The organism is Streptomyces sp. NPDC107550, assembly GCF_055639095.1.
Genome location: NZ_JBVKBC010000005.1, coordinates 342,659 through 360,329 on the forward strand (window position 1 = coordinate 342,659; position 17,671 = coordinate 360,329).

The following is a 17,671-nucleotide window of genomic DNA, read 5'->3' on the forward strand; positions in this document are numbered from 1 at the left end:
GCGTCCGGCGCGCCGGACGCCGTCGGTGGGCCGCCGCACCGGAGTAGCCTCGCGGCCATGCATGCGATCACGATCCCGGAACCCGGCGGACCCGACGCGCTCGTATGGACGGAGGTCCCCGACCCCGTACCCGGCGAGGGCGAGGTCCTGGTCGAGGTGGCCTCAAGCGCCGTCAACCGCGCCGACCTGCTCCAGCGGCAGGGCTTCTACAACCCGCCGCCCGGCTCCTCCCCCTACCCCGGGCTCGAATGCGCCGGACGGATCGCCGCGCTCGGCCCGGGCGTGGCCGGCTGGTCGGTCGGCGACGAGGTGTGCGCCCTGCTCGTGGGCGGCGGCTACGCCGAGAAGGTCGTCGTGCCTACGGGACAACTGCTGCCGGTGCCGGGGGGCGTGGACCTCGTACGGGCCGCCGCGCTGCCCGAGGTGACCTGCACGGTGTGGTCCAACGTGTTCATGATCGCCCACCTGCGGCCGGGCGAGACGTTCCTCGTGCACGGCGGCTCCAGCGGTATCGGCACGATGGCGATCCAGCTCGCCAAGGCGGTCGGCGCGAAGGTCGCCGTGACGGCGGGCACCAAGGAGAAGCTGGACTTCTGCGCCGAGCTGGGCGCCGACATCCTGATCAACTACCGCGAGCAGGACTTCGTGGAGGAGATCCGGGAGAACACGGCGGGCGCCGGCGCCGACGTCATCCTCGACAACATGGGCGCCAAGTACCTGAACCGCAACGTGGACGCCCTCGCCGTCAACGGCCGCCTCGCCATCATCGGCATGCAGGGCGGCGTCAAGGGCGAGCTGAACATCGGCACGCTCCTCGGCAAGCGCGGCGCGATCACCGCGACGACGCTGCGGGCCCGCCCGCCGGCCGAGAAGGCGGCCGTCGTGGCGGCGGTGCGCGAGCACGTGTGGCCGCTGATCGAGGGCGGTCACGTACGCCCGGTGGTGGATCGGACGCTGCCCTTGCGGGACGCGGCCGAGGGGCACCGGGTGCTGGAGGAGTCCGGGCACATCGGCAAGGTGCTGCTCACCACCGGCTGACGGAGCCCGTGCCCAAGACCCCGGCACGCGCCCGGGCCCGCGTCAGCGGCGCAGGCGCCAGGCGAGGTAGCCGAGGCCGAGCCCGGTCAGCAGCAGGCCCGCCCCGAGCGGCAGCACGTCCTTGAGGTAGGGGCCCGTGGGCCCGGGCAGCGCCTGCTGGGGCGCGGCGCTGGGCCGCTGCTCGCGCGGGGCGGCCGGGGTGCGGGAGGGCGTGGCCTCCGGTTCGGTGCCCACCGGAGGCAGCTTCTCGGCCGGCGGGTCCTCGGGCGGCGGCACCGGGCGCCCCGGCGGCGTCCGGCCGACCCCGGCGCGGCTCCCGGCGAGCGAGTCGTGGGGCGCGGGACGCGCGGCCTTCCCGTACGCGGCCTTCCCGTACGCGGGAGCGGGTGCGGCCTTCTCGTACGGGAGGGTGGCGGAGGCGGCGGCCAGGGCCGGGGCGCTCAGCAGCGCCGTGACCAGCACGGACAGGACGCCCAGCACGGGCAGGGCGCCCCGCACGGACAGGACCCCCCGCACGGGCAGTGCGCACAGCGCCGACCCGGCGGGCAGCCGCGGGCGCGGAGGCGTCAGGGCCCGTATCTCCGTGTCCGCCCGCCGCTGCCGCATCCCGTGCCCCTTCCGCCCGCCCGTGCCGTCGTACCGTGGCCGATGCCTGTAGTGAGGCTCACCCTGGAGTAAGCCTCACATGGACGGATAAAACGGGCACGCCGGATTTGGGGCCCGCCGGCGCGGTGGATCAGGCCGTGCCGGGGGCACCACCGTGGTGTGAGACCCCCGTACGAGAGAATGGCGGCATGGAGATGCCGAGGAACGAACAGTCGCCGGAGAACCCGCAGATCCTGGTCGTGGGCCAGGACGGAATGGCTCTGGGCGGCGGCGGAGACGACGACTCCCGTGAGGTCCCGGTGACGGAGATGGTGGAACAGCCCGCCAAGGTGATGCGCATCGGCAGCATGATCAAGCAGCTGCTGGAGGAAGTGCGCGTCGCGCCGCTGGACGAGGCGAGCCGGCAGCGGCTCAAGGAGATCCACGCCAGCTCCGTCAAGGAACTGGAGGACGGCCTGGCGCCGGAGCTGGTCGAGGAGCTGGAGCGGCTCTCCCTGCCCTTCACCGACGACGCCACCCCGACCGACGCCGAACTGCGGATCGCGCAGGCCCAGCTCGTGGGCTGGCTGGAGGGCCTCTTCCACGGGATCCAGACGACGCTGTTCGCGCAGCAGATGGCGGCGCGCGCCCAGCTGGAGCAGATGCGCCGGGCGCTGCCGCCGGGCGTCGGCGGCGAGGAGGGCGGCGAGGACCCGCACACGGTCGGCCGTTCGGGCGGCCCGTACCTGTGACCCGTACAGCCGTCCCGTAAGACGGTTGTCGCCCTTTATGCGGTGAGGGGCCCGGCCCGCGTCCATGACGCGAGCCGGGCCCCTCTTCCGTTCTGCCGTGGGCGGTGCCGTGGGCGGCGGCGGTCAGCCCGCCGGGTTGCCCGTGGAGACGAACAGCGTGATCGTCACGTCGCCCTTGGGGTCGACCTCGTCGCCCGGGGCGGGCGTCTGGCTGATGACCGAGCCCTCGCCGAACGTGTTCTCGTCCTGCTGCTTGATGCGCGGCTTCCAGCCCGCCGCGCGCAGGCACGCCTTCACCGAGCCGATGTTCTTGAGGTAGAAATCGGGGAGCTTGACCTTGTCCGGGTCGTTGTAGCCGGGGACCGGGTCGGTGCACTTGTCCGTGTCGATCGTCCGGGTCAGGTCGGGGCCCTTGTGACCGGCGACGGCCGACTTCGACGGCTTGTCGTCGGGCGAGTCACCGCCTCCGCTGTTCATCACGAGCGCCGTGACCAGGCCGCCGACGGCGAGCAGCGCGACGACCGCGGAGGCCACGATCACCGTCGTGTTCCGCTTGCCGCCGCCGCCCGAGCCGCCGGTCACCTGCACGGTCTGCTGCTGCGGCGGCACCCCGCTGTACGGCGGCGGGGTGTGCGGTGCCTGCTGCCCGTACGTCGCGGGCGTCGGGTAGCCGCCCTGCTGCGGATAGCCGTACGAGGGGGCCGGCGCCGGCGCCGGAGTGGGGGCGCCGTAGGGGCCCGTCTGGTACGGGGTCTGCACCGGGCCCGGCGCCGGCACCCCGCTCTGGTCGACGGGCGGGAAGACGGCCGAACCGACGCCCGCGCCGCTCGCGGTCGGCGCGCCCGGCACGATGCTCGGCGCGGCCGGTACCAGCGACTGGGCCACCCGCAGACACTCGTCGTGCATCGCCTCCGCGTTCGGGAAGCGCTCGTTCGGGTTCTTCTTCAGCGCGCGGGCGACGAGCGCGTCCACGGCGGGCGGCAGCGAGCGGTTGATCGAGGAGGGCGCGACCGGCTCCTCCTGCACATGCGCGTACGCGATGGCCAGCGGCGAGTCCGCCTCGAACGGGAGCCGCCCGGTGACCAGCTGGAAGAGCATGATGCCGACCGAGTACAGGTCGGAGCGGGCGTCCACACCCCGGCCGAGCGCCTGCTCGGGCGAGAGGTACTGCGGGGTGCCGACGACCATGCCGGTCTGCGTCATCGACGTGACGCCCGACTGCATGGCACGGGCGATGCCGAAGTCCATGACCTTGACGACGCCGCGCTTGGTCATCATCACGTTGCCCGGCTTGATGTCGCGGTGGACCAGGCCCATCTCATGGCTGATCTCCAGCGCCGCGAGCACATCGGCGGTGATCTTCAGCGCCTTGTCGGCGGGCATCGCGCCCTGCCGCTGGATGTCCTCGTCGAGCACCGAGCCGAGCGGCCGGCCCTCCACGTACTCCATGACGATGTACGGCGTGATCGTGCCGTCCAGCTCGTCCTCGCCGGAGTCGAAGACCGAGACGATGTTGGTGTGCGTGAGCTTGGCCACCGACTGGGCCTCGCGCTGGAAGCGCTGACGGAACGCGTCCTCGCGCCCGAGTTCCGTGTGCAAAGTCTTGATGGCGACTGAGCGGTCCAGGCGGGTGTCGTGCGCGAGGTGCACGGAGGCCATGCCGCCCTGGCCGAGAAGATCGCGCAACTGGTAGCGGCCGTTCGCCAGGGCGCGACCCGCGTACCGCCCGCTCTGAGCGCCGCCGGCGCTGCCCTCGGTCATGTTCTACGTCCCCCATAGGCGCCCCGACGTGGCGCGGCCGGTGATCGAAATCAGCTATTCCGGGCCAAGTCTGCCCGAGGGCACTGACACGTCAAGCTCGATGCCCGTTCCGTGACCCTACGGGCAACAAGCGTCGCGCAAGCGTTACAGGAAGTCTCCGCGCGGAGCGCCACGAACGAATCATGGATTCGCCACAGAAATTGCGCGCACGATTTGCAGGACGTGCACGACAGCCGGTTTGATGTCCGGTCCATCTCGGAACGGCGGCGCGTGCGGAGCCTGTAGCGTGGCCCAGCGGAGTCCGTATTCACAAGGGCGCGTACTCCGACGCAGAGATCCGGCGGCCCAGGCAGGCACGGACAGAAACGACGGCGAGGACTGATGGCACAGCAGCAGCGCGCTCAGGGCCCGTCCGACCCCGAGGCGACTGGCGGCGGTATGTCAGATGCGCCGGAGATGTGGGGTAACGGCGGGCTGGTGGGGGACGGCCGGTACCGGCTGACCCGCAGACTCGGCCGGGGCGGCATGGCGGAGGTCTTCGAGGCGGAGGACGTGCGCCTCGGCCGCACCGTCGCCGTCAAGCTGCTGCGCGCCGACCTCGCCGAGGACCCGGTCTCCAAGGCCCGCTTCACGCGCGAGGCGCAGTCGGTCGCCGGCCTCAACCACCACGCGATCGTCGCCGTCTACGACTCCGGCGAGGACTACGTGGGCGGCAACACCGTCCCGTACATCGTCATGGAGCTGGTCGAGGGCCGCACCATCCGCGACCTGCTGCTCAACGCGGACGCGCCGGGGCCCGAGCAGGCGCTCATCATCGTCTCCGGGGTCCTGGAGGCGCTCGCCTACTCGCACCAGCACGGCATCGTGCACCGCGACATCAAGCCCGCCAACGTCATCATCACGCACGCGGGCGCGGTCAAGGTCATGGACTTCGGCATCGCGCGCGCCCTGCACGGCGCCCAGTCGACGATGACGCAGACCGGCATGGTCATGGGCACGCCCCAGTACCTCTCGCCCGAGCAGGCGCTCGGCAAGGCCGTCGACCACCGCTCCGACCTGTACGCGACCGGCTGCCTGCTGTACGAACTGCTCGCGCTGCGGCCCCCGTTCACCGGTGAGACCCCGCTGTCGGTCGTCTACCAGCACGTCCAGGACACGCCGGTACCGCCGTCCGAGGTCTCCGACGCGACGCCGCCGGAGCTGGACGGCCTCGTGATGCGCTCCCTCGCCAAGGACCCGGACGACCGGTTCCAGACGGCGGAGGAGATGCGCGGGCTCGTCCAGTACGGGCTCCAGATGCTGTACGAGCAGGGCGGCCACACCGGCACGTGGAACACCGGGCCCGTCGACATGCACGAGGGCGGCAACACCCCGGCGATGGGCATGGCCGGCACCGCCGCGCTGCCGCACCCCGGCGGCGACTCGGGCACGGCCGCCCAGCCGATGCTGCGCCCGCCGGGCGGGGACGACGGCGGTTTCGAGGGCGGCGGCAACGGCGGTGGTTCCGGCCGGGGCAAGCTGCTGATCTTCGCGGTGCTCGCGCTGGTCGCCATCGCGGTGGGCGTCGCCCTCGCGCTGCACGCGGGCGGTGACAAGGGCGGCGGCACCGGGACGAAGGAGTCGCCGACGGCCACGAAGTCGGAGAAGTCCGAGAAGCCGAGCAAGTCCGCCGACGAGGGTGACACGTCCGGCCAGACGCAGGAGCCGGGCACCGGCAGCGGCGGCGACTCCGGCAACTACACGCCTACGTGGACGCCGACCTCGGGCCAGCTCCCGCCGACGCAGTCCCAGACGAGGCAGCCGACCGGGGAGCCCACGGACGGCCAGCCGACGCGGCCCACGTCGACGCCGACCAACGAACCGACGACGCGGCAGCCCACGGGCGACACCGGCCAGCCCACCGAGCCGGGCGGCGGCGGCCCCGGCGAGACGGCGACGGACGGCGCGGGCGCCGACAACAACGGCTGACGGGGACCCCGGCCCGCTCCAGAAAGAACGGCCGGCCCCCGAAGAACGGCCCGCTCGTGAAAACGGCCCGTACCTGAAATACGGCCCGCTACGGAATCCCGTAGCGGGCCGTACGGCTGTCCGGAGTACCCCGGGGGCCATCCGGGGGCCACATCAGGCGTGCGCGGGCCTCAGGGGGCCGCTGGAGGGCCCTCCCGGGGGCTCCGAGAGGTCAGGCGGCCGGGGCTCCGAGGGGTTCAGGCGGCCGGGGCTCCGAGAGGTTCAGGCGGTCGGGGGCCGGGGGTCCGGGGCCGCCGAGCCGCCCTTGAGTTCGTGCACGGTGACGAACTGGGGCGTCACCCGCATGTAGACCGGCTCGAACAGCGTGCCGTCCGCGAAGTGCGGCGCGGGACCGAACAGCTCCAGCTCGGCCGTGCTCGGCTCCACCAGTTCGCACGTGCCGACGATCTGCACGGACCACTGCCCGCCGTCCCCCGGCTGCGCGGCGCACAGATTGTCCGCGCCGTAGGCGACGACACTGCCGACGCAGGCCAGGTGGTACCCGTAGCCGCGGTGCATGCGCAGCAGGAGCTTGCCGTCGGCCACGATGTGCCGGGCGGCGGCGAGGAAGGGCAGCGCGCGCATGCTGGTGGCCACGCGTCCGTACGGCACGCGCGCGAGCAGCTCGAAACCGTGCTCTTGGTCGGACTGCGTCCCTAAGGGCATGTGGGAGGGCATGTCACTACTGTGCGATGCCGACACCGCGTTGGAAAAGAGGACCCCGCCCCCAGCATCGAGGACGTAGGTCCTGTGATCTCTTCCCCGCGCGTGGCACGCGGCGCGGGCTCAGCGCCGCTCGGCCTGCATCCGCGCCACATAGGCCGCCGCCTGGGAGCGGCGCTCCATGCCCAGTTTGGACAGCAGGCTGGACACGTAGTTCTTGATCGTCTTCTCGGCCAGGTGCAGCCGCTCGCCGATCGCCCGGTTCGTCAGACCCTCACCGATCAGGTTGAGGATCTTGCGCTCCTGCTCGGTCAGGCCGGCCAGCCGGTCGTCGCCCTTGCTGCGCCCGCCGTCACGCAGGCGCTCCAGCACGCGCGCGGTGGCGACGGGGTCGAGCAGGGACTTGCCCGCGGCGACGTCCCGTACGGCCGTCAGCAGCTCATTGCCCCGGATGGCCTTCAGGACGTAACCCGAGGCGCCCGCCATGATCGCGTCGAACAGCGCCTCGTCGTCCGCGAAGGACGTCAGCATCAGGCACTTGATCGACTCGTCGCGGGAGCGGATCTCGCGGCACACCTCGACGCCGCTGCCGTCCGGCAGCCGCACGTCCAGGACCGCCACGTCCGGTCGCGTCGCTGGGATGCGCACCAGGGCGTCGGCGGCCGTACCGGCCTCGCCGACGACCTCGATGTCGTCCTCCATCGAGAGCAGCTCATGTACTCCGCGGCGTACCACTTCGTGGTCGTCGAGGAGGAAAACGGTGATTTTTCCTTCTTCGCGCACCCTCTCAGTCTCACACACGAACTCTTCCCGTGCCGTGGGTGACCGGGATAACGTGCCGGTGTTCCGGCCCCCTGCCAGGCTGAGACCAGGTGCGCCCGCACAGTGGCTGACCTGCGGCGCTCCACCTGATGCGCGATTACTAGGAAATCCAACCAGTCAATTACTTGGAAATCCAAGCAAAATCGCAGGTCAGATGGGGTTTCGCAGATGTGTGAAGCACTGGGTAACGTGCATGGTGAAGGGTGCCTTGCCGGAACGCGGAGTCTTTTCTAGTCACGCCTGTCCCCGGCGCCGACGCACCCACCCCGTGCGTGGACGGATCAGGCGAGCCGAGCCGACTGGCCATCCGGCAATCCCGGGGCCGGACCGACGGAGGAGCACACGTGACCGTAGACAGTGCCGGCAGCACTGCCGCCGCGCAGAAGGCCCAGGCCCCGCGCAAGCGGACAGCCGCCGCGAAGAAGTCTGCGAAGAAGTCCCCCGGCAAGACCCCCGCGACGGGACGGGACCAGCAGGAGCTGGTGCAGCTCCTGACCCCCGAGGGCAAGCGCGTCAAGAACGCGGCCTACGACGCCTACGTCGACGGCATCACCGAGGACGAGCTGCGCGGCCTGTACCGCGACATGGTCCTCACCCGGCGCTTCGACGCCGAGGCGACCGCGTTGCAGCGCCAGGGCGAGCTGGGCCTGTGGGCGTCGCTGCTCGGCCAGGAGGCCGCCCAGATCGGCTCCGGCCGCGCCACCCGCGAGGACGACTACGTCTTCCCGACCTACCGCGAGCACGGCGTCGCCTGGTGCCGGGGCGTCGACCCGACGAACCTGCTCGGCATGTTCCGCGGTGTCAACAACGGCGGCTGGGACCCCAACAGCAACAACTTCCACCTGTACACGATCGTCATCGGCTCCCAGACGCTGCACGCGACCGGGTACGCCATGGGCATCGCCAAGGACGGCGCGGACTCGGCCGTCATCGCCTACTTCGGCGACGGCGCCTCCAGCCAGGGCGACGTCGCGGAGTCCTTCACGTTCTCCGCCGTGTACAACGCGCCCGTGGTGTTCTTCTGCCAGAACAACCAGTGGGCGATCTCCGAGCCGACCGAGAAGCAGACCCGCGTGCCGCTGTACCAGCGCGCGCAGGGCTACGGCTTCCCGGGCGTGCGCGTGGACGGCAACGACGTCCTCGCCTGCCTCGCCGTGACCCGCTGGGCGCTGGAGCGGGCCCGCAACGGCGAGGGCCCGACCCTCGTCGAGGCGTTCACGTACCGCATGGGCGCGCACACCACCTCCGACGACCCGACGCGCTACCGGGGTGACGACGAGCGCCAGGCGTGGGAGGCCAAGGACCCGATCCAGCGGCTGCGCGCCTACCTGGAGGCGAACACGGCCACGGACGAGTCGTTCTTCGCGGAACTCGAAGCGGAGAGCGAGACGTTGGGCAAGCGGGTGCGCGAGGCCGTACGGGCCATGCCGGACCCGGAGCACATGGCCATGTTCGAGAACGCGTACGCGGACGGCCACGCGCTCGTGGACGAGGAGCGGGCCCAGTTCGCCGCCTACCAGGCGTCGTTCGCTGACGGGGAAGGTGCCTGATCATGGCGGTACAGAAGCTTCCGATCGCCAAGGCGATCAACGAGTCGCTGCGCACGGCGCTGGAGAGCGACCCGAAGGTCCTCGTGATGGGCGAGGACGTCGGCAAGCTCGGCGGTGTCTTCCGGGTCACCGACGGGCTCCAGAAGGACTTCGGCGAGGAGCGGGTGATCGACACCCCGCTCGCCGAGTCCGGCATCGTCGGCACCGCGATCGGCCTGGCCCTGCGCGGCTACCGGCCGGTCGTGGAGATCCAGTTCGACGGTTTCGTCTTCCCCGCGTACGACCAGATCGTCACGCAGCTCGCCAAGATGCACGCGCGGGCGCTCGGCAAGGTCAAGGTGCCGGTCGTCGTGCGCATCCCCTACGGCGGCGGCATCGGCGCGGTCGAGCACCACAGCGAGTCGCCGGAGGCGCTGTTCGCGCACGTGGCGGGCCTCAAGGTGGTCTCCCCGTCGAACGCGTCGGACGCGTACTGGATGCTCCAGCAGGCCATCCAGAGCGACGACCCGGTGATCTTCTTCGAGCCGAAGCGGCGCTACTGGGACAAGGGCGAGGTCGACACCGAGGCCGTCCCCGGCGATCTGCACAAGGCGCGCGTCGCGCGCGAGGGCAGCGATCTGACGCTCGTCGCGTACGGGCCGATGGTGAAGGTCTGCCTGGAGGCGGCGGCCGCCGCCGAGGAGGAGGGCAAGTCGCTGGAGGTCCTGGACCTGCGGTCGATCTCGCCGATGGACTTCGACGCCGTGCAGCGCTCGGTGGAGAAGACGCGGCGGCTCGTCGTCGTGCACGAGGCCCCCGTCTTCCTCGGTTCGGGCGCGGAGCTGGCGGCGCGGATCACCGAGCGGTGCTTCTACCACCTGGAGGCGCCCGTGCTGCGGGTCGGCGGCTACCACGCCCCGTACCCGCCGGCGCGGCTGGAGGAGGAGTACCTGCCGGGCCTCGACCGGGTGCTCGATGCCGTCGACCGCTCGCTCGCGTACTGAGGAGGGCTGCACCATGGCTCGTGAGTTCAAGATGCCCGACGTGGGCGAAGGCCTGACCGAGGCCGAGATCCTCAAGTGGTACGTACAGCCCGGTGACACGGTCACCGACGGGCAGGTCGTCTGCGAGGTCGAGACGGCGAAGGCGGCCGTCGAGCTGCCCATCCCGTACGACGGTGTGGTGCGGGAGCTGCTGTTCCCCGAGGGCACGACGGTCGACGTCGGCCAGGTCATCATCTCCGTGGACGTCGCCGGGGACGCCCCCGCGCCGGCCGCCGAGGCCCCCGCCGCCGCCGAGGCGCCCGCCCGGGCCGCGGAGCCGGAGGAGGCCGAGGAGGAGGCGCCGAAGGGGCGTCAGCCGGTGCTCGTCGGCTACGGCGTCGCCGAGTCCTCCACCAAGCGCCGGGCCCGCAAGGGCGCCGAAGCCCCCGCGGCGAACGGGACGGCGGCCCCGGCCCCCGCCCGTGAGCAGCGCCCGCTGGCCAAGCCGCCGGTGCGCAAGCTCGCCAAGGACCTCGGGGTGGACCTCGCCGCGGTGATTCCGTCCAGCCCCGACGGCATCATCACGCGGGACGACGTACGGGCCGCGGTCGCCCCGGCGCCCGAGGTGCCGGCGCAGGCCGCAGCGCCCGCGCCCGCCGCGCAGGCCGGCGCCCCGGCGCCCGTGTCGGCGCCGGCCCCGCAGGTCTCGTACGACGGGGTGCGGGAGACGCGGATCCCCGTGAAGGGGGTCCGCAAGGCGACGGCGCAGGCGATGATCGGCTCCGCGTTCACCGCGCCGCACGTCACGGAGTTCGTGACGGTCGACGTGACGCGCACGATGAAGCTCGTCGAGGAGCTGAAGTCCGACAAGGACATGGCGGGGCTGCGGGTCAATCCGCTGCTGCTCATCGCCAAGGCGCTGCTCGTGGCGATCCGCCGCAACCCCGAGATCAACGCGGCATGGGACGAGGCCGCCCAGGAGATCGTCCTCAAGCACTATGTGAACCTGGGGATCGCGGCGGCCACCCCGCGCGGTCTGATCGTGCCGAACATCAAGGACGCGCACGCCAAGACGCTGCCCGAGCTGGCCGCGTCCCTCGGCGAGCTGGTCTCCACCGCGCGCGAGGGCAGGACGTCCCCGGCGGCGATGCAGGGCGGCACGGTGACGATCACCAACGTCGGCGTGTTCGGCGTCGACACCGGCACGCCGATCCTGAACCCCGGCGAGTCGGCGATCCTCGCGGTCGGCGCGATCAAGCCGCAGCCGTGGGTCCACAAGGGCAAGGTGAAGCCGCGTCAGGTCACGACGCTGGCCCTCTCCTTCGACCACCGCCTGGTCGACGGGGAGCTGGGCTCGAAGGTGCTGGCCGATGTGGCGGCGGTCCTGGAGCAGCCCAGGCGGCTGATCACCTGGGCCTGAGCCGGCGCGGGGCCCGGCCGCCCGGCCGGGCCCGACCGCCCTCCTGAACGGAAACGACCGCGTGACCGGCGCTGTGCCGGTCACGCGGTCGTCGCGTGTGCGGGGCCCGCCCCGCCGGACGGGCGCACGCGGGTGCTTACCGCCGGAAGCCGTAGTCCATCAGCTTCTTGGCGTCCGACGTACGGGCGTTGACCGACGTGGACTTGAGGACGGTGCCGATGACGGTCTTGCCGGAGCGGGTCGCGGCGAAGACCAGGCAGTAGCCGGCCTCCGGTCCCGAGCCGGTCTTGACGCCGATGGTGCCGCTGTAGCTGCCGAGCAGGGTGTTCGTGTTCGACCACGACATGTAGCGGTAGCCGCCGGCCTTCGTGGTGACCTTCTGCTTGGTCGACTTCGTCTTGACGACCGTGCGGAAGGTGGAGTTCTTCATGGCCGACGAGGCGATCTTGGTGAGGTCGCGCGGCGTCGAGTAGTTCGAGCCGTTGCCGATGCCGTCGAACGAGTCGAAGTGCGTGTTCCTCAGGCCGAGGTCGGTCGCCGCCTTGTTCATCTTGCCGATGAACGACTTGACGCGCGCGGCACGGGTGGAGCCCGAGCCGAACTTGTCCGCGAGCGCGTAGGCCGCGTCGCAGCCCGACGGGAGCATCAGCCCGTACAGGAGCTGACGGACGGTGACCTTGTCGCCGACGATGAGCCGGGCGGACGAGGCGTTGTTCCTGACGATGTAGTCGCTGTACGCCTTCTGGACGGTGACCTTGGAGTCCAGGTTCAGGTTTCTCTGCGCCAGCACCACCTTGGCGGTCATGATCTTGGTGGTGGACCCGGTCGACCGGCGGGTGTCGGCCGCCTTCGTGAACAGCGAGGAGCCCGTCCCGTTGTTCATGACGTACCCGCCCGCCGCCGCGATGGTCGGCTTGGCCGGCGCAGAGGCGGCCTGGGCGGAGGTGACGAGGGCCCCGCTCGTGAGCATGGTCCCCGCGGCGAGAACGGCGATGCCCGTGATGCGTGTTTTCAAGTTAGACGCTCCAAATGCCCCTAATGGACGGCCCCTTGGGCGGACCGCGCCATCAGTGAGACACCTGGGGCGGCCGGGAGGTTGCACGCGGGTGCGTATCGATTGACGGGATCCGGGGCCCTCGGCCGAGGGGTCTCGGGCATCCCGGCCGAGGGAGTCTCGGGCATCCCGGCCGAGGGGTCCCGGACGTCCCGGGCGAGGGAGCTGGGGGTGTCCCGCATCGTGGACGGCGGTCGGCTTGCGTACGTGTTGTATCTATGATGTGCGCATGCCCTCGACCGTCGCCGATGCGCCCGCATCCCCCAAGCGTCCCCCCGCCGCCGACCGCGTCTACGACCACGTCAAGCGCGGTGTCCTCGACCGCCGCTACGAGGGCGGCACGCTGCTCACGGAGGGCGAGCTGGCCGAGGCCGTCGGCGTCTCGCGCACCCCGGTCCGCGAGGCCCTGCTCAAGCTGGAGGTCGAGGGGCTGCTGCGGCTCTATCCGAAGAAGGGCGCCCTGGTGCTGCCCGTCTCCGCGCAGGAGATCGCGGACGTCGTCGAGACGCGGCTGCTCGTCGAGGAGCACGCGGTGCGCAAGGCCGTGCCCGCGTCGCCCGCGCTGATCGAGTGCCTGGAGGAGCTGCTGGAGCGGCAGCGCGAGCAGGCGGCGGCCGGGGCGTTCGCGGACGCCGCCGCCACCGACCGCTGCTTCCACGCGGAGATCGTGCGCAGCGGCGGCAACGAGATCCTCTCCCGCCTCTACGACCAACTGCGCGACCGGCAGCTCCGGATGGGCGTCGCCGTCATGTACTCGCACCCGGACCGCATCGCCAAGACCCTCACCGAGCACGGCGAGATCCTGGCCGCGCTGCGCTCCGGCGACGTGGACGAGGCGGTCGCCGTGGTCCGCAGGCACGTGGGCTGGTTCCAGAACCTGGCGCGGGGGGACGTGCGATGACCACCGCCCCCGCCGTGAAGCTGCCCGGCGACCCGCCCGGCGGCCGGCGCGCCGTCCTCGTCTGGTCGATCGGCGTCGCCGTCTACTTCGTCGCCGTCATCTTCCGTACGTCGCTGGGCGTGGCGGGCCTGGACGCGGTGGAACGTTTCCACATCAACGCCTCCGCGCTCTCCACCTTCTCCATCCTCCAGCTGCTCGTGTACGCGGGCATGCAGATACCCGTCGGCCTGATGGTCGACCGGCTCGGCACCAAGAAGGTGCTCACGCTCGGCGTGATCCTGTTCACCCTGGGCCAGTTGGGCTTCGCGTTCTCGTCCTCGTACGGGACCGCGCTCGTGTCGCGCGCGCTGCTCGGGTGCGGGGACGCGATGACGTTCATCAGCGTGCTGCGGCTCGGCACGCGCTGGTTCCCCGCGCGGCGCGGGCCGCTGGTCGCGCAGCTCGCCGGGCTCGTCGGCATGGCCGGCAACCTGATCTCCACGCTCGTCCTCGCGCGGCTGCTGCACGGCATCGGCTGGGAGGCGGCGTTCGCGGGCAGCGCGCTCGCCGGGGTCGTCGTCCTCGTCCTGATGACGCTGTTCCTCAAGGACCACCCCGAGGGGCACGAGCCGCCGCCGCTGCCGGACACGCACCGGGGCGCCGCCCACGTGCGGGCGCAGATCGCCGCCGCCTGGCGCGAGCCGGGGACGCGGCTCGGCCTGTGGGTGCACTTCACGACGCAGTTCCCGGCGATGGTGTTCCTGCTGCTGTGGGGCCTGCCGTTCCTCGTCGAGGCGCAGGGCCTCACGCGCGGCACGGCGGGCGGCCTGCTGACGCTCGTGGTGCTCTCCAACATGGTCATCGGGCTCGTCTACGGGCAGATCATCGGCCGCCACCACAACGCGCGCCTCCCCCTCGCCCTCGGCACGATCGCCCTGACCGCGCTCGTGTGGGCGGCGCCGGTGGCGTGGCCGGGGCGGGCGCCGATGTGGCTGCTCGTCGTGATGTGCGTGGTGCTCGGGGCGTGCGGGCCCGCGTCGATGATCGGCTTCGACTTCGCGCGGCCCGCCAACCCACCCGAGCGGCAGGGCATCGGCTCCGGGTTCGTCAACGTCGGCGGGTTCACCGCGTCCATGGCGACGCTGCTCGCGGTCGGCGTGCTGCTCGACGCGACCGGCGACAACTACCGCGTGGCGTTCTCCGCCGTGTTCGTCCTCCAGGCGCTGGGCGTCAGCCAGATGCTGCGGCTGCGGCGCCGGGTCGCGCGGCGCGAGCGGGAGCGGCTGGTCACGTCCCGGGTCGCCTCGGTCCACGTACCCGTCTGAGCGGCCCGCGCGGGTCCCGCCGGGGCGCGGGGGCCCGGGGGTTACGGGGTGACGGTCATCGACGACAGGATCGCCGCCGCCAGATCCGGGTCGCCCTCGGTCTTGATGTGGTCGACCAGCGCGTCGGGGGCGGCGCGTCCGCAGCCGAGCCGCACGAACGTCTCCCAGTCCATGGCGAGCGTCGCCGCCGGGCCGAGCGAGGGCGCGCCGTCGATGGTGCCCTTGCCGTCGGCGTCGACGCGGACCGTGCGCAGGAACTCCACCGGGCCGTGCACGTCGAAGACGACCGCCGAGTTCGCCGGGGCGGCCGCGTCCTTCGCCACGATCTTGGGCAGCACGGCGAGCAGCATGTCCCGCGTGACGTACGCGCCGGGGGAGTCGAGGTTGCCGGGCCGGCCGAGCGCCCAGCGCAGGTCCTGCTCATGCACCCAGATGTCGAACGCCCGGCGCCGCATGGCGAACTCCAGGGTCTCCTCGACCCCGCGCGGGCCGCGCACCAGCGCCGAGGGCTCCCGCGACTCGTTACGCAACTGCCGTGCGCGCCGGATGACCGTGTACTCCAGCTCGGAGACCATCTCGGGCGCCGTGTGGTGGCGCCGGACGTCGACCTGGACCTCCTGGTAGCGCTGCGAGTCGGTCTGTACGTGGTAGAGGTCGCGGGGCAGGGTGTGGATGGGGCGCGGGTCGCCGAGCATCTCGCAGTCGACGCCGATGACGTGGGAGACGATGTCGCGTACGGACCAGCCGGGGCAGGGCGTCGCCCGGTTCCACTCGCTCTCGGCGAGGGGCGTGACCAGCTCGGATATCGCTTCCACGGAGTGGGTCCAGGCGTCGGCGTAGGTCTGAAGACTGGGGTGGAGACTCACGGAAAGGGACCCCTCGAGCGGTGAACGGGCGGCACTGGGTTGTTTAGAAGTTACGCTGCCTGAGGGCACCCCGGCAGTGCTTTCGTGTGACGATCGTAGGCCGTTGTTGACGTATAGCCGACGGCTCGAATGCCAGGACGGTGGTAGTGTGCGCGCCTCTCTCATCCAGATCGCGGTAAACGAGGACGAATCGGTCGACGCGCGTCGGGAGCGGGTGAGTTCGCTCGTCCGCGCGGAAGCGGATCAGGCCGATCTCGTGGTGCTGCCCGAGCTGTGGACGACGGGCGCGTTCGCCTACGAGCTGTTCGCGGCGGAGGCGGAGCCGCTGGAGGGGCCGACCTTCGAGGCGATGGCGAAGGCGGCGCGGGACGCGGGGGTGTGGCTGCACGCCGGTTCCGTGCCCGAGCGCGATCCCGACGGGCCGCTCTACAACACCTCGCTGGTGTTCACGCCCGAGGGCGAACTCGCCGCCGCCTACCGCAAGATCCACCGCTTCGGCTTCGACAAGGGCGAGGCGGTGCTGATGAGCGCCGGGGGCGAACTCGTCACCGTCCGGCTGCCGGAGACCGTCCTCGGCCTCTCCACCTGCTACGACCTGCGTTTTCCCGAGCTGTACCGGGGGCTTGTGGACCGGGGGGCCCAGACGCTCGTCGTCAGCGCGGGGTGGCCCGAGCGGCGGCGGGAGCACTGGTCGCTGCTGGCGCGGGCGCGGGCCGTCGAGAATCAGGCGTATGTCTTGGCGTGCGGGAGTTCCGGTACGCATGCGGGGGTCGAGCAGGCGGGGCGCAGTGTCGTCGTCGATCCGTGGGGGGACGTGCTCGGGGAGGCGGGGGCCGGCGAGGAGGTTCTGCGCGTCACGCTGGACCCCGAGCGGGTCCAGGCGACCCGCGCCCAATTCCCGGCCCTCAAGGACCGCGTCCTCGGCGCCGCCGAAGGCCGGGGAATCCAGCGCTGAGGTCAGCCCCCTCAGGGGCGCGGGCACGCTGCCGCTGAGAACGGGCGCTCAGATCAGCCCCGTAAGGGGCGCGGGGAACTGCGCGACCAGCCACGACGCACCCGGCACTCTGGGGCGCTGCCCCAGGCCCCGCTCCTCAATCGCCGGAGGGGCTTGAATTAACCGGCGCTGAGATCAACCCGGCAGGGCCCCAGGGCCGGGAGTCGGCGCTGAGGGCAGCCCCTTGACGGGACGTCAGTCCACCTCTCCCCGTTCCTTCTCCGCCAGGTGGATCACGCAGACCGCGACCGCGATCAAGAGCGCCGGATCCGCGTCATCCCGCACGACGTTCACCCCATACGTGTCCCGCACCCGCAACCACCGCCGAGAGATCTCCGCCAGCAACTCCCCCTCGTACTCGACCGCGAACTCCCGGTCCAGAATCTTCCCGCTGACGTCCAACTCCGTACCGTCGACCAGCGCGACGCGATAGTGGTTGCGCAGCAACGACAGCCGCTTGCGCCGCACGGTGGCGAGATCCTCCCCGTCCCGTTCGATCACCATCGTGTCCCGCAGCGCGAGCATCTTCTGGTGGATGTCGATGAGGACCCGCCCCTGAGCGTCCTTCAGTTCGAAGGTGTCCCGCACCCGCATCGCCTTGCCGTCGACGAGGAACGCCTTGCGGCCGTGCTCGTCCTCGATCCAGTAGTCCTCGCCCACGGCGAAGAGCCGTTCCCTCACTTCGTAGCGCATACGTCGAACCTGCCCGCCCTGGCCCTGCCATGCAACCGTTCGGCCGACTGGCGGGTCACAGCACGCGGATCCGCTCCGCTGGGTCTTTACGCCGTAATCACCCAGGGAGTTGTCCAGCGGAGGCCGCTTGTAGCTGAGGTTTGCGCAGTTCCCCGCGCCCCTGAGGTGACAGCCCCTTCGGGCGGGTTCTTCGTCTGACGGTCGCGTCGTGGCTGGTCGCGCAGTTCCCCGCGCCCCTGGAGGGGCGACTGCGTCGCCACCTCCTCCCCTGGGGAGCTGGGGCGAAGCCCCGCTCCCTC

The 17,671-nt window shown here is 71.5% G+C and carries 16 protein-coding genes; 9 read left to right on the forward strand and 7 right to left on the reverse strand.

Going from position 1 to position 17,671, the window contains the following annotated elements:
- Positions 1-57: 57 nt before the first annotated feature.
- The gene (locus ACZ7LY_RS10605; protein ID WP_471624136.1) at positions 58-1,038 is read left to right on the forward strand and encodes an NAD(P)H-quinone oxidoreductase; all 981 of its coding nucleotides are present in this window, start codon (positions 58-60) and stop codon (positions 1,036-1,038) included.
- A 42-nt stretch (positions 1,039-1,080) separates the two neighbouring features.
- Here ACZ7LY_RS10605 and ACZ7LY_RS10610 read toward each other — a convergent pair whose 3' ends face one another.
- Positions 1,081-1,644, reverse strand: a complete 564-nt coding sequence (locus ACZ7LY_RS10610; RefSeq protein WP_471624137.1) for a hypothetical protein — start codon at positions 1,642-1,644, stop codon at positions 1,081-1,083.
- A 188-nt stretch (positions 1,645-1,832) separates the two neighbouring features.
- Here ACZ7LY_RS10610 and ACZ7LY_RS10615 point away from each other — a divergent pair, with 188 nt between their 5' ends.
- Complete coding sequence (locus ACZ7LY_RS10615; RefSeq protein WP_471624138.1) at positions 1,833-2,375, forward strand: bacterial proteasome activator family protein; 543 nt, start codon at positions 1,833-1,835, stop codon at positions 2,373-2,375.
- A gap of 123 nt (positions 2,376-2,498) precedes the next feature.
- On the opposite strand, the gene ACZ7LY_RS10620 is transcribed toward ACZ7LY_RS10615, so the two are convergent.
- Entirely contained in the window at positions 2,499-4,136 is a 1,638-nt protein-coding gene (locus ACZ7LY_RS10620; protein WP_471624139.1) for a protein kinase domain-containing protein, read from the reverse strand.
- Positions 4,137-4,517: 381 nt separating this feature from the next.
- Between ACZ7LY_RS10620 and ACZ7LY_RS10625 the strand changes: the two genes are divergently transcribed.
- Positions 4,518-6,104 carry a protein kinase domain-containing protein gene (locus tag ACZ7LY_RS10625; protein WP_471624140.1) on the forward strand — a complete coding sequence of 529 codons (1,587 nt, stop codon included), beginning with the start codon at positions 4,518-4,520 and terminating at the stop codon, positions 6,102-6,104.
- 261 nt (positions 6,105-6,365) lie between these two features.
- On the opposite strand, the gene ACZ7LY_RS10630 is transcribed toward ACZ7LY_RS10625, so the two are convergent.
- Positions 6,366-6,821 carry a pyridoxamine 5'-phosphate oxidase family protein gene (locus ACZ7LY_RS10630; protein WP_471624141.1) on the reverse strand — a complete coding sequence of 152 codons (456 nt, stop codon included), beginning with the start codon at positions 6,819-6,821 and terminating at the stop codon, positions 6,366-6,368.
- A gap of 108 nt (positions 6,822-6,929) precedes the next feature.
- Positions 6,930-7,589, reverse strand: a complete 660-nt coding sequence (locus ACZ7LY_RS10635; RefSeq protein WP_471624142.1) for a response regulator — start codon at positions 7,587-7,589, stop codon at positions 6,930-6,932.
- A gap of 383 nt (positions 7,590-7,972) precedes the next feature.
- Between ACZ7LY_RS10635 and pdhA the strand changes: the two genes are divergently transcribed.
- The 3 genes from pdhA to ACZ7LY_RS10650 are packed head-to-tail and all read left to right on the forward strand — an operon-like array spanning position 7,973 to position 11,560.
- Positions 7,973-9,178, forward strand: coding sequence for a pyruvate dehydrogenase (acetyl-transferring) E1 component subunit alpha (pdhA, locus tag ACZ7LY_RS10640; protein ID WP_471624143.1), 1,206 nt, complete (start codon positions 7,973-7,975; stop codon positions 9,176-9,178).
- Between the two features lie 2 nt (positions 9,179-9,180).
- Entirely contained in the window at positions 9,181-10,161 is a 981-nt protein-coding gene (locus tag ACZ7LY_RS10645; protein WP_471624144.1) for an alpha-ketoacid dehydrogenase subunit beta, read from the forward strand.
- A gap of 13 nt (positions 10,162-10,174) precedes the next feature.
- Positions 10,175-11,560, forward strand: a complete 1,386-nt coding sequence (locus ACZ7LY_RS10650; protein ID WP_471624145.1) for a dihydrolipoamide acetyltransferase family protein — start codon at positions 10,175-10,177, stop codon at positions 11,558-11,560.
- Positions 11,561-11,696: 136 nt separating this feature from the next.
- On the opposite strand, the gene ACZ7LY_RS10655 is transcribed toward ACZ7LY_RS10650, so the two are convergent.
- Positions 11,697-12,530 carry a D-alanyl-D-alanine carboxypeptidase family protein gene (locus ACZ7LY_RS10655; RefSeq protein WP_471624171.1) on the reverse strand — a complete coding sequence of 278 codons (834 nt, stop codon included), beginning with the start codon at positions 12,528-12,530 and terminating at the stop codon, positions 11,697-11,699.
- A gap of 313 nt (positions 12,531-12,843) precedes the next feature.
- Between ACZ7LY_RS10655 and ACZ7LY_RS10660 the strand changes: the two genes are divergently transcribed.
- Together ACZ7LY_RS10660 and ACZ7LY_RS10665 are read left to right on the forward strand one after the other, a co-directional pair.
- Positions 12,844-13,515 carry a GntR family transcriptional regulator gene (locus ACZ7LY_RS10660; RefSeq protein WP_471624146.1) on the forward strand — a complete coding sequence of 224 codons (672 nt, stop codon included), beginning with the start codon at positions 12,844-12,846 and terminating at the stop codon, positions 13,513-13,515.
- The gene (locus tag ACZ7LY_RS10665; protein ID WP_471624147.1) at positions 13,512-14,819 is read left to right on the forward strand and encodes an MFS transporter; all 1,308 of its coding nucleotides are present in this window, start codon (positions 13,512-13,514) and stop codon (positions 14,817-14,819) included. The genes ACZ7LY_RS10660 and ACZ7LY_RS10665 overlap by 4 nt, the downstream gene beginning before the upstream one ends.
- 41 nt (positions 14,820-14,860) lie before the next feature.
- On the opposite strand, the gene ACZ7LY_RS10670 is transcribed toward ACZ7LY_RS10665, so the two are convergent.
- Positions 14,861-15,685, reverse strand: a complete 825-nt coding sequence (locus ACZ7LY_RS10670) for a maleylpyruvate isomerase family mycothiol-dependent enzyme (RefSeq protein WP_471624148.1) — start codon at positions 15,683-15,685, stop codon at positions 14,861-14,863.
- Positions 15,686-15,833: 148 nt separating this feature from the next.
- Here ACZ7LY_RS10670 and ACZ7LY_RS10675 point away from each other — a divergent pair, with 148 nt between their 5' ends.
- On the forward strand, positions 15,834-16,640 hold the full coding sequence (locus ACZ7LY_RS10675; RefSeq protein ID WP_471624149.1) for a carbon-nitrogen family hydrolase: 807 nt from the start codon (positions 15,834-15,836) through the stop codon (positions 16,638-16,640).
- Between the two features lie 234 nt (positions 16,641-16,874).
- Here the strand turns inward: ACZ7LY_RS10675 and ACZ7LY_RS10680 are convergent, their stop codons facing one another.
- On the reverse strand, positions 16,875-17,372 hold the full coding sequence (locus ACZ7LY_RS10680) for an LURP-one-related/scramblase family protein (RefSeq protein WP_471624150.1): 498 nt from the start codon (positions 17,370-17,372) through the stop codon (positions 16,875-16,877).
- Between the last annotated feature and the right edge of the window lie 299 nt (positions 17,373-17,671).

Excerpts from the sequence above, each read along its gene's own strand:
- ACZ7LY_RS10615 (WP_471624138.1), top strand. The coding sequence starts at position 1,833 with ATGGAGATGCCGAGGAACGAACAGTCGCCGGAGAACCCGCAGATCCTG.
- ACZ7LY_RS10660 (WP_471624146.1), top strand. The coding sequence starts at position 12,844 with ATGCCCTCGACCGTCGCCGATGCGCCCGCATCCCCCAAGCGTCCCCCC.
- ACZ7LY_RS10655 (WP_471624171.1), bottom strand. The coding sequence starts at position 12,530 with ATGCTCACGAGCGGGGCCCTCGTCACCTCCGCCCAGGCCGCCTCTGCG.
- ACZ7LY_RS10605 (WP_471624136.1), top strand. The coding sequence starts at position 58 with ATGCATGCGATCACGATCCCGGAACCCGGCGGACCCGACGCGCTCGTA.
- ACZ7LY_RS10620 (WP_471624139.1), bottom strand. The coding sequence starts at position 4,136 with ATGACCGAGGGCAGCGCCGGCGGCGCTCAGAGCGGGCGGTACGCGGGT.
- ACZ7LY_RS10625 (WP_471624140.1), top strand. The coding sequence starts at position 4,518 with ATGGCACAGCAGCAGCGCGCTCAGGGCCCGTCCGACCCCGAGGCGACT.
- ACZ7LY_RS10665 (WP_471624147.1), top strand. The coding sequence starts at position 13,512 with ATGACCACCGCCCCCGCCGTGAAGCTGCCCGGCGACCCGCCCGGCGGC.
- ACZ7LY_RS10650 (WP_471624145.1), top strand. The coding sequence starts at position 10,175 with ATGGCTCGTGAGTTCAAGATGCCCGACGTGGGCGAAGGCCTGACCGAG.
- ACZ7LY_RS10630 (WP_471624141.1), bottom strand. The coding sequence starts at position 6,821 with ATGCCCTCCCACATGCCCTTAGGGACGCAGTCCGACCAAGAGCACGGT.
- ACZ7LY_RS10645 (WP_471624144.1), top strand. The coding sequence starts at position 9,181 with ATGGCGGTACAGAAGCTTCCGATCGCCAAGGCGATCAACGAGTCGCTG.
- ACZ7LY_RS10610 (WP_471624137.1), bottom strand. The coding sequence starts at position 1,644 with ATGCGGCAGCGGCGGGCGGACACGGAGATACGGGCCCTGACGCCTCCG.
- ACZ7LY_RS10680 (WP_471624150.1), bottom strand. The coding sequence starts at position 17,372 with ATGCGCTACGAAGTGAGGGAACGGCTCTTCGCCGTGGGCGAGGACTAC.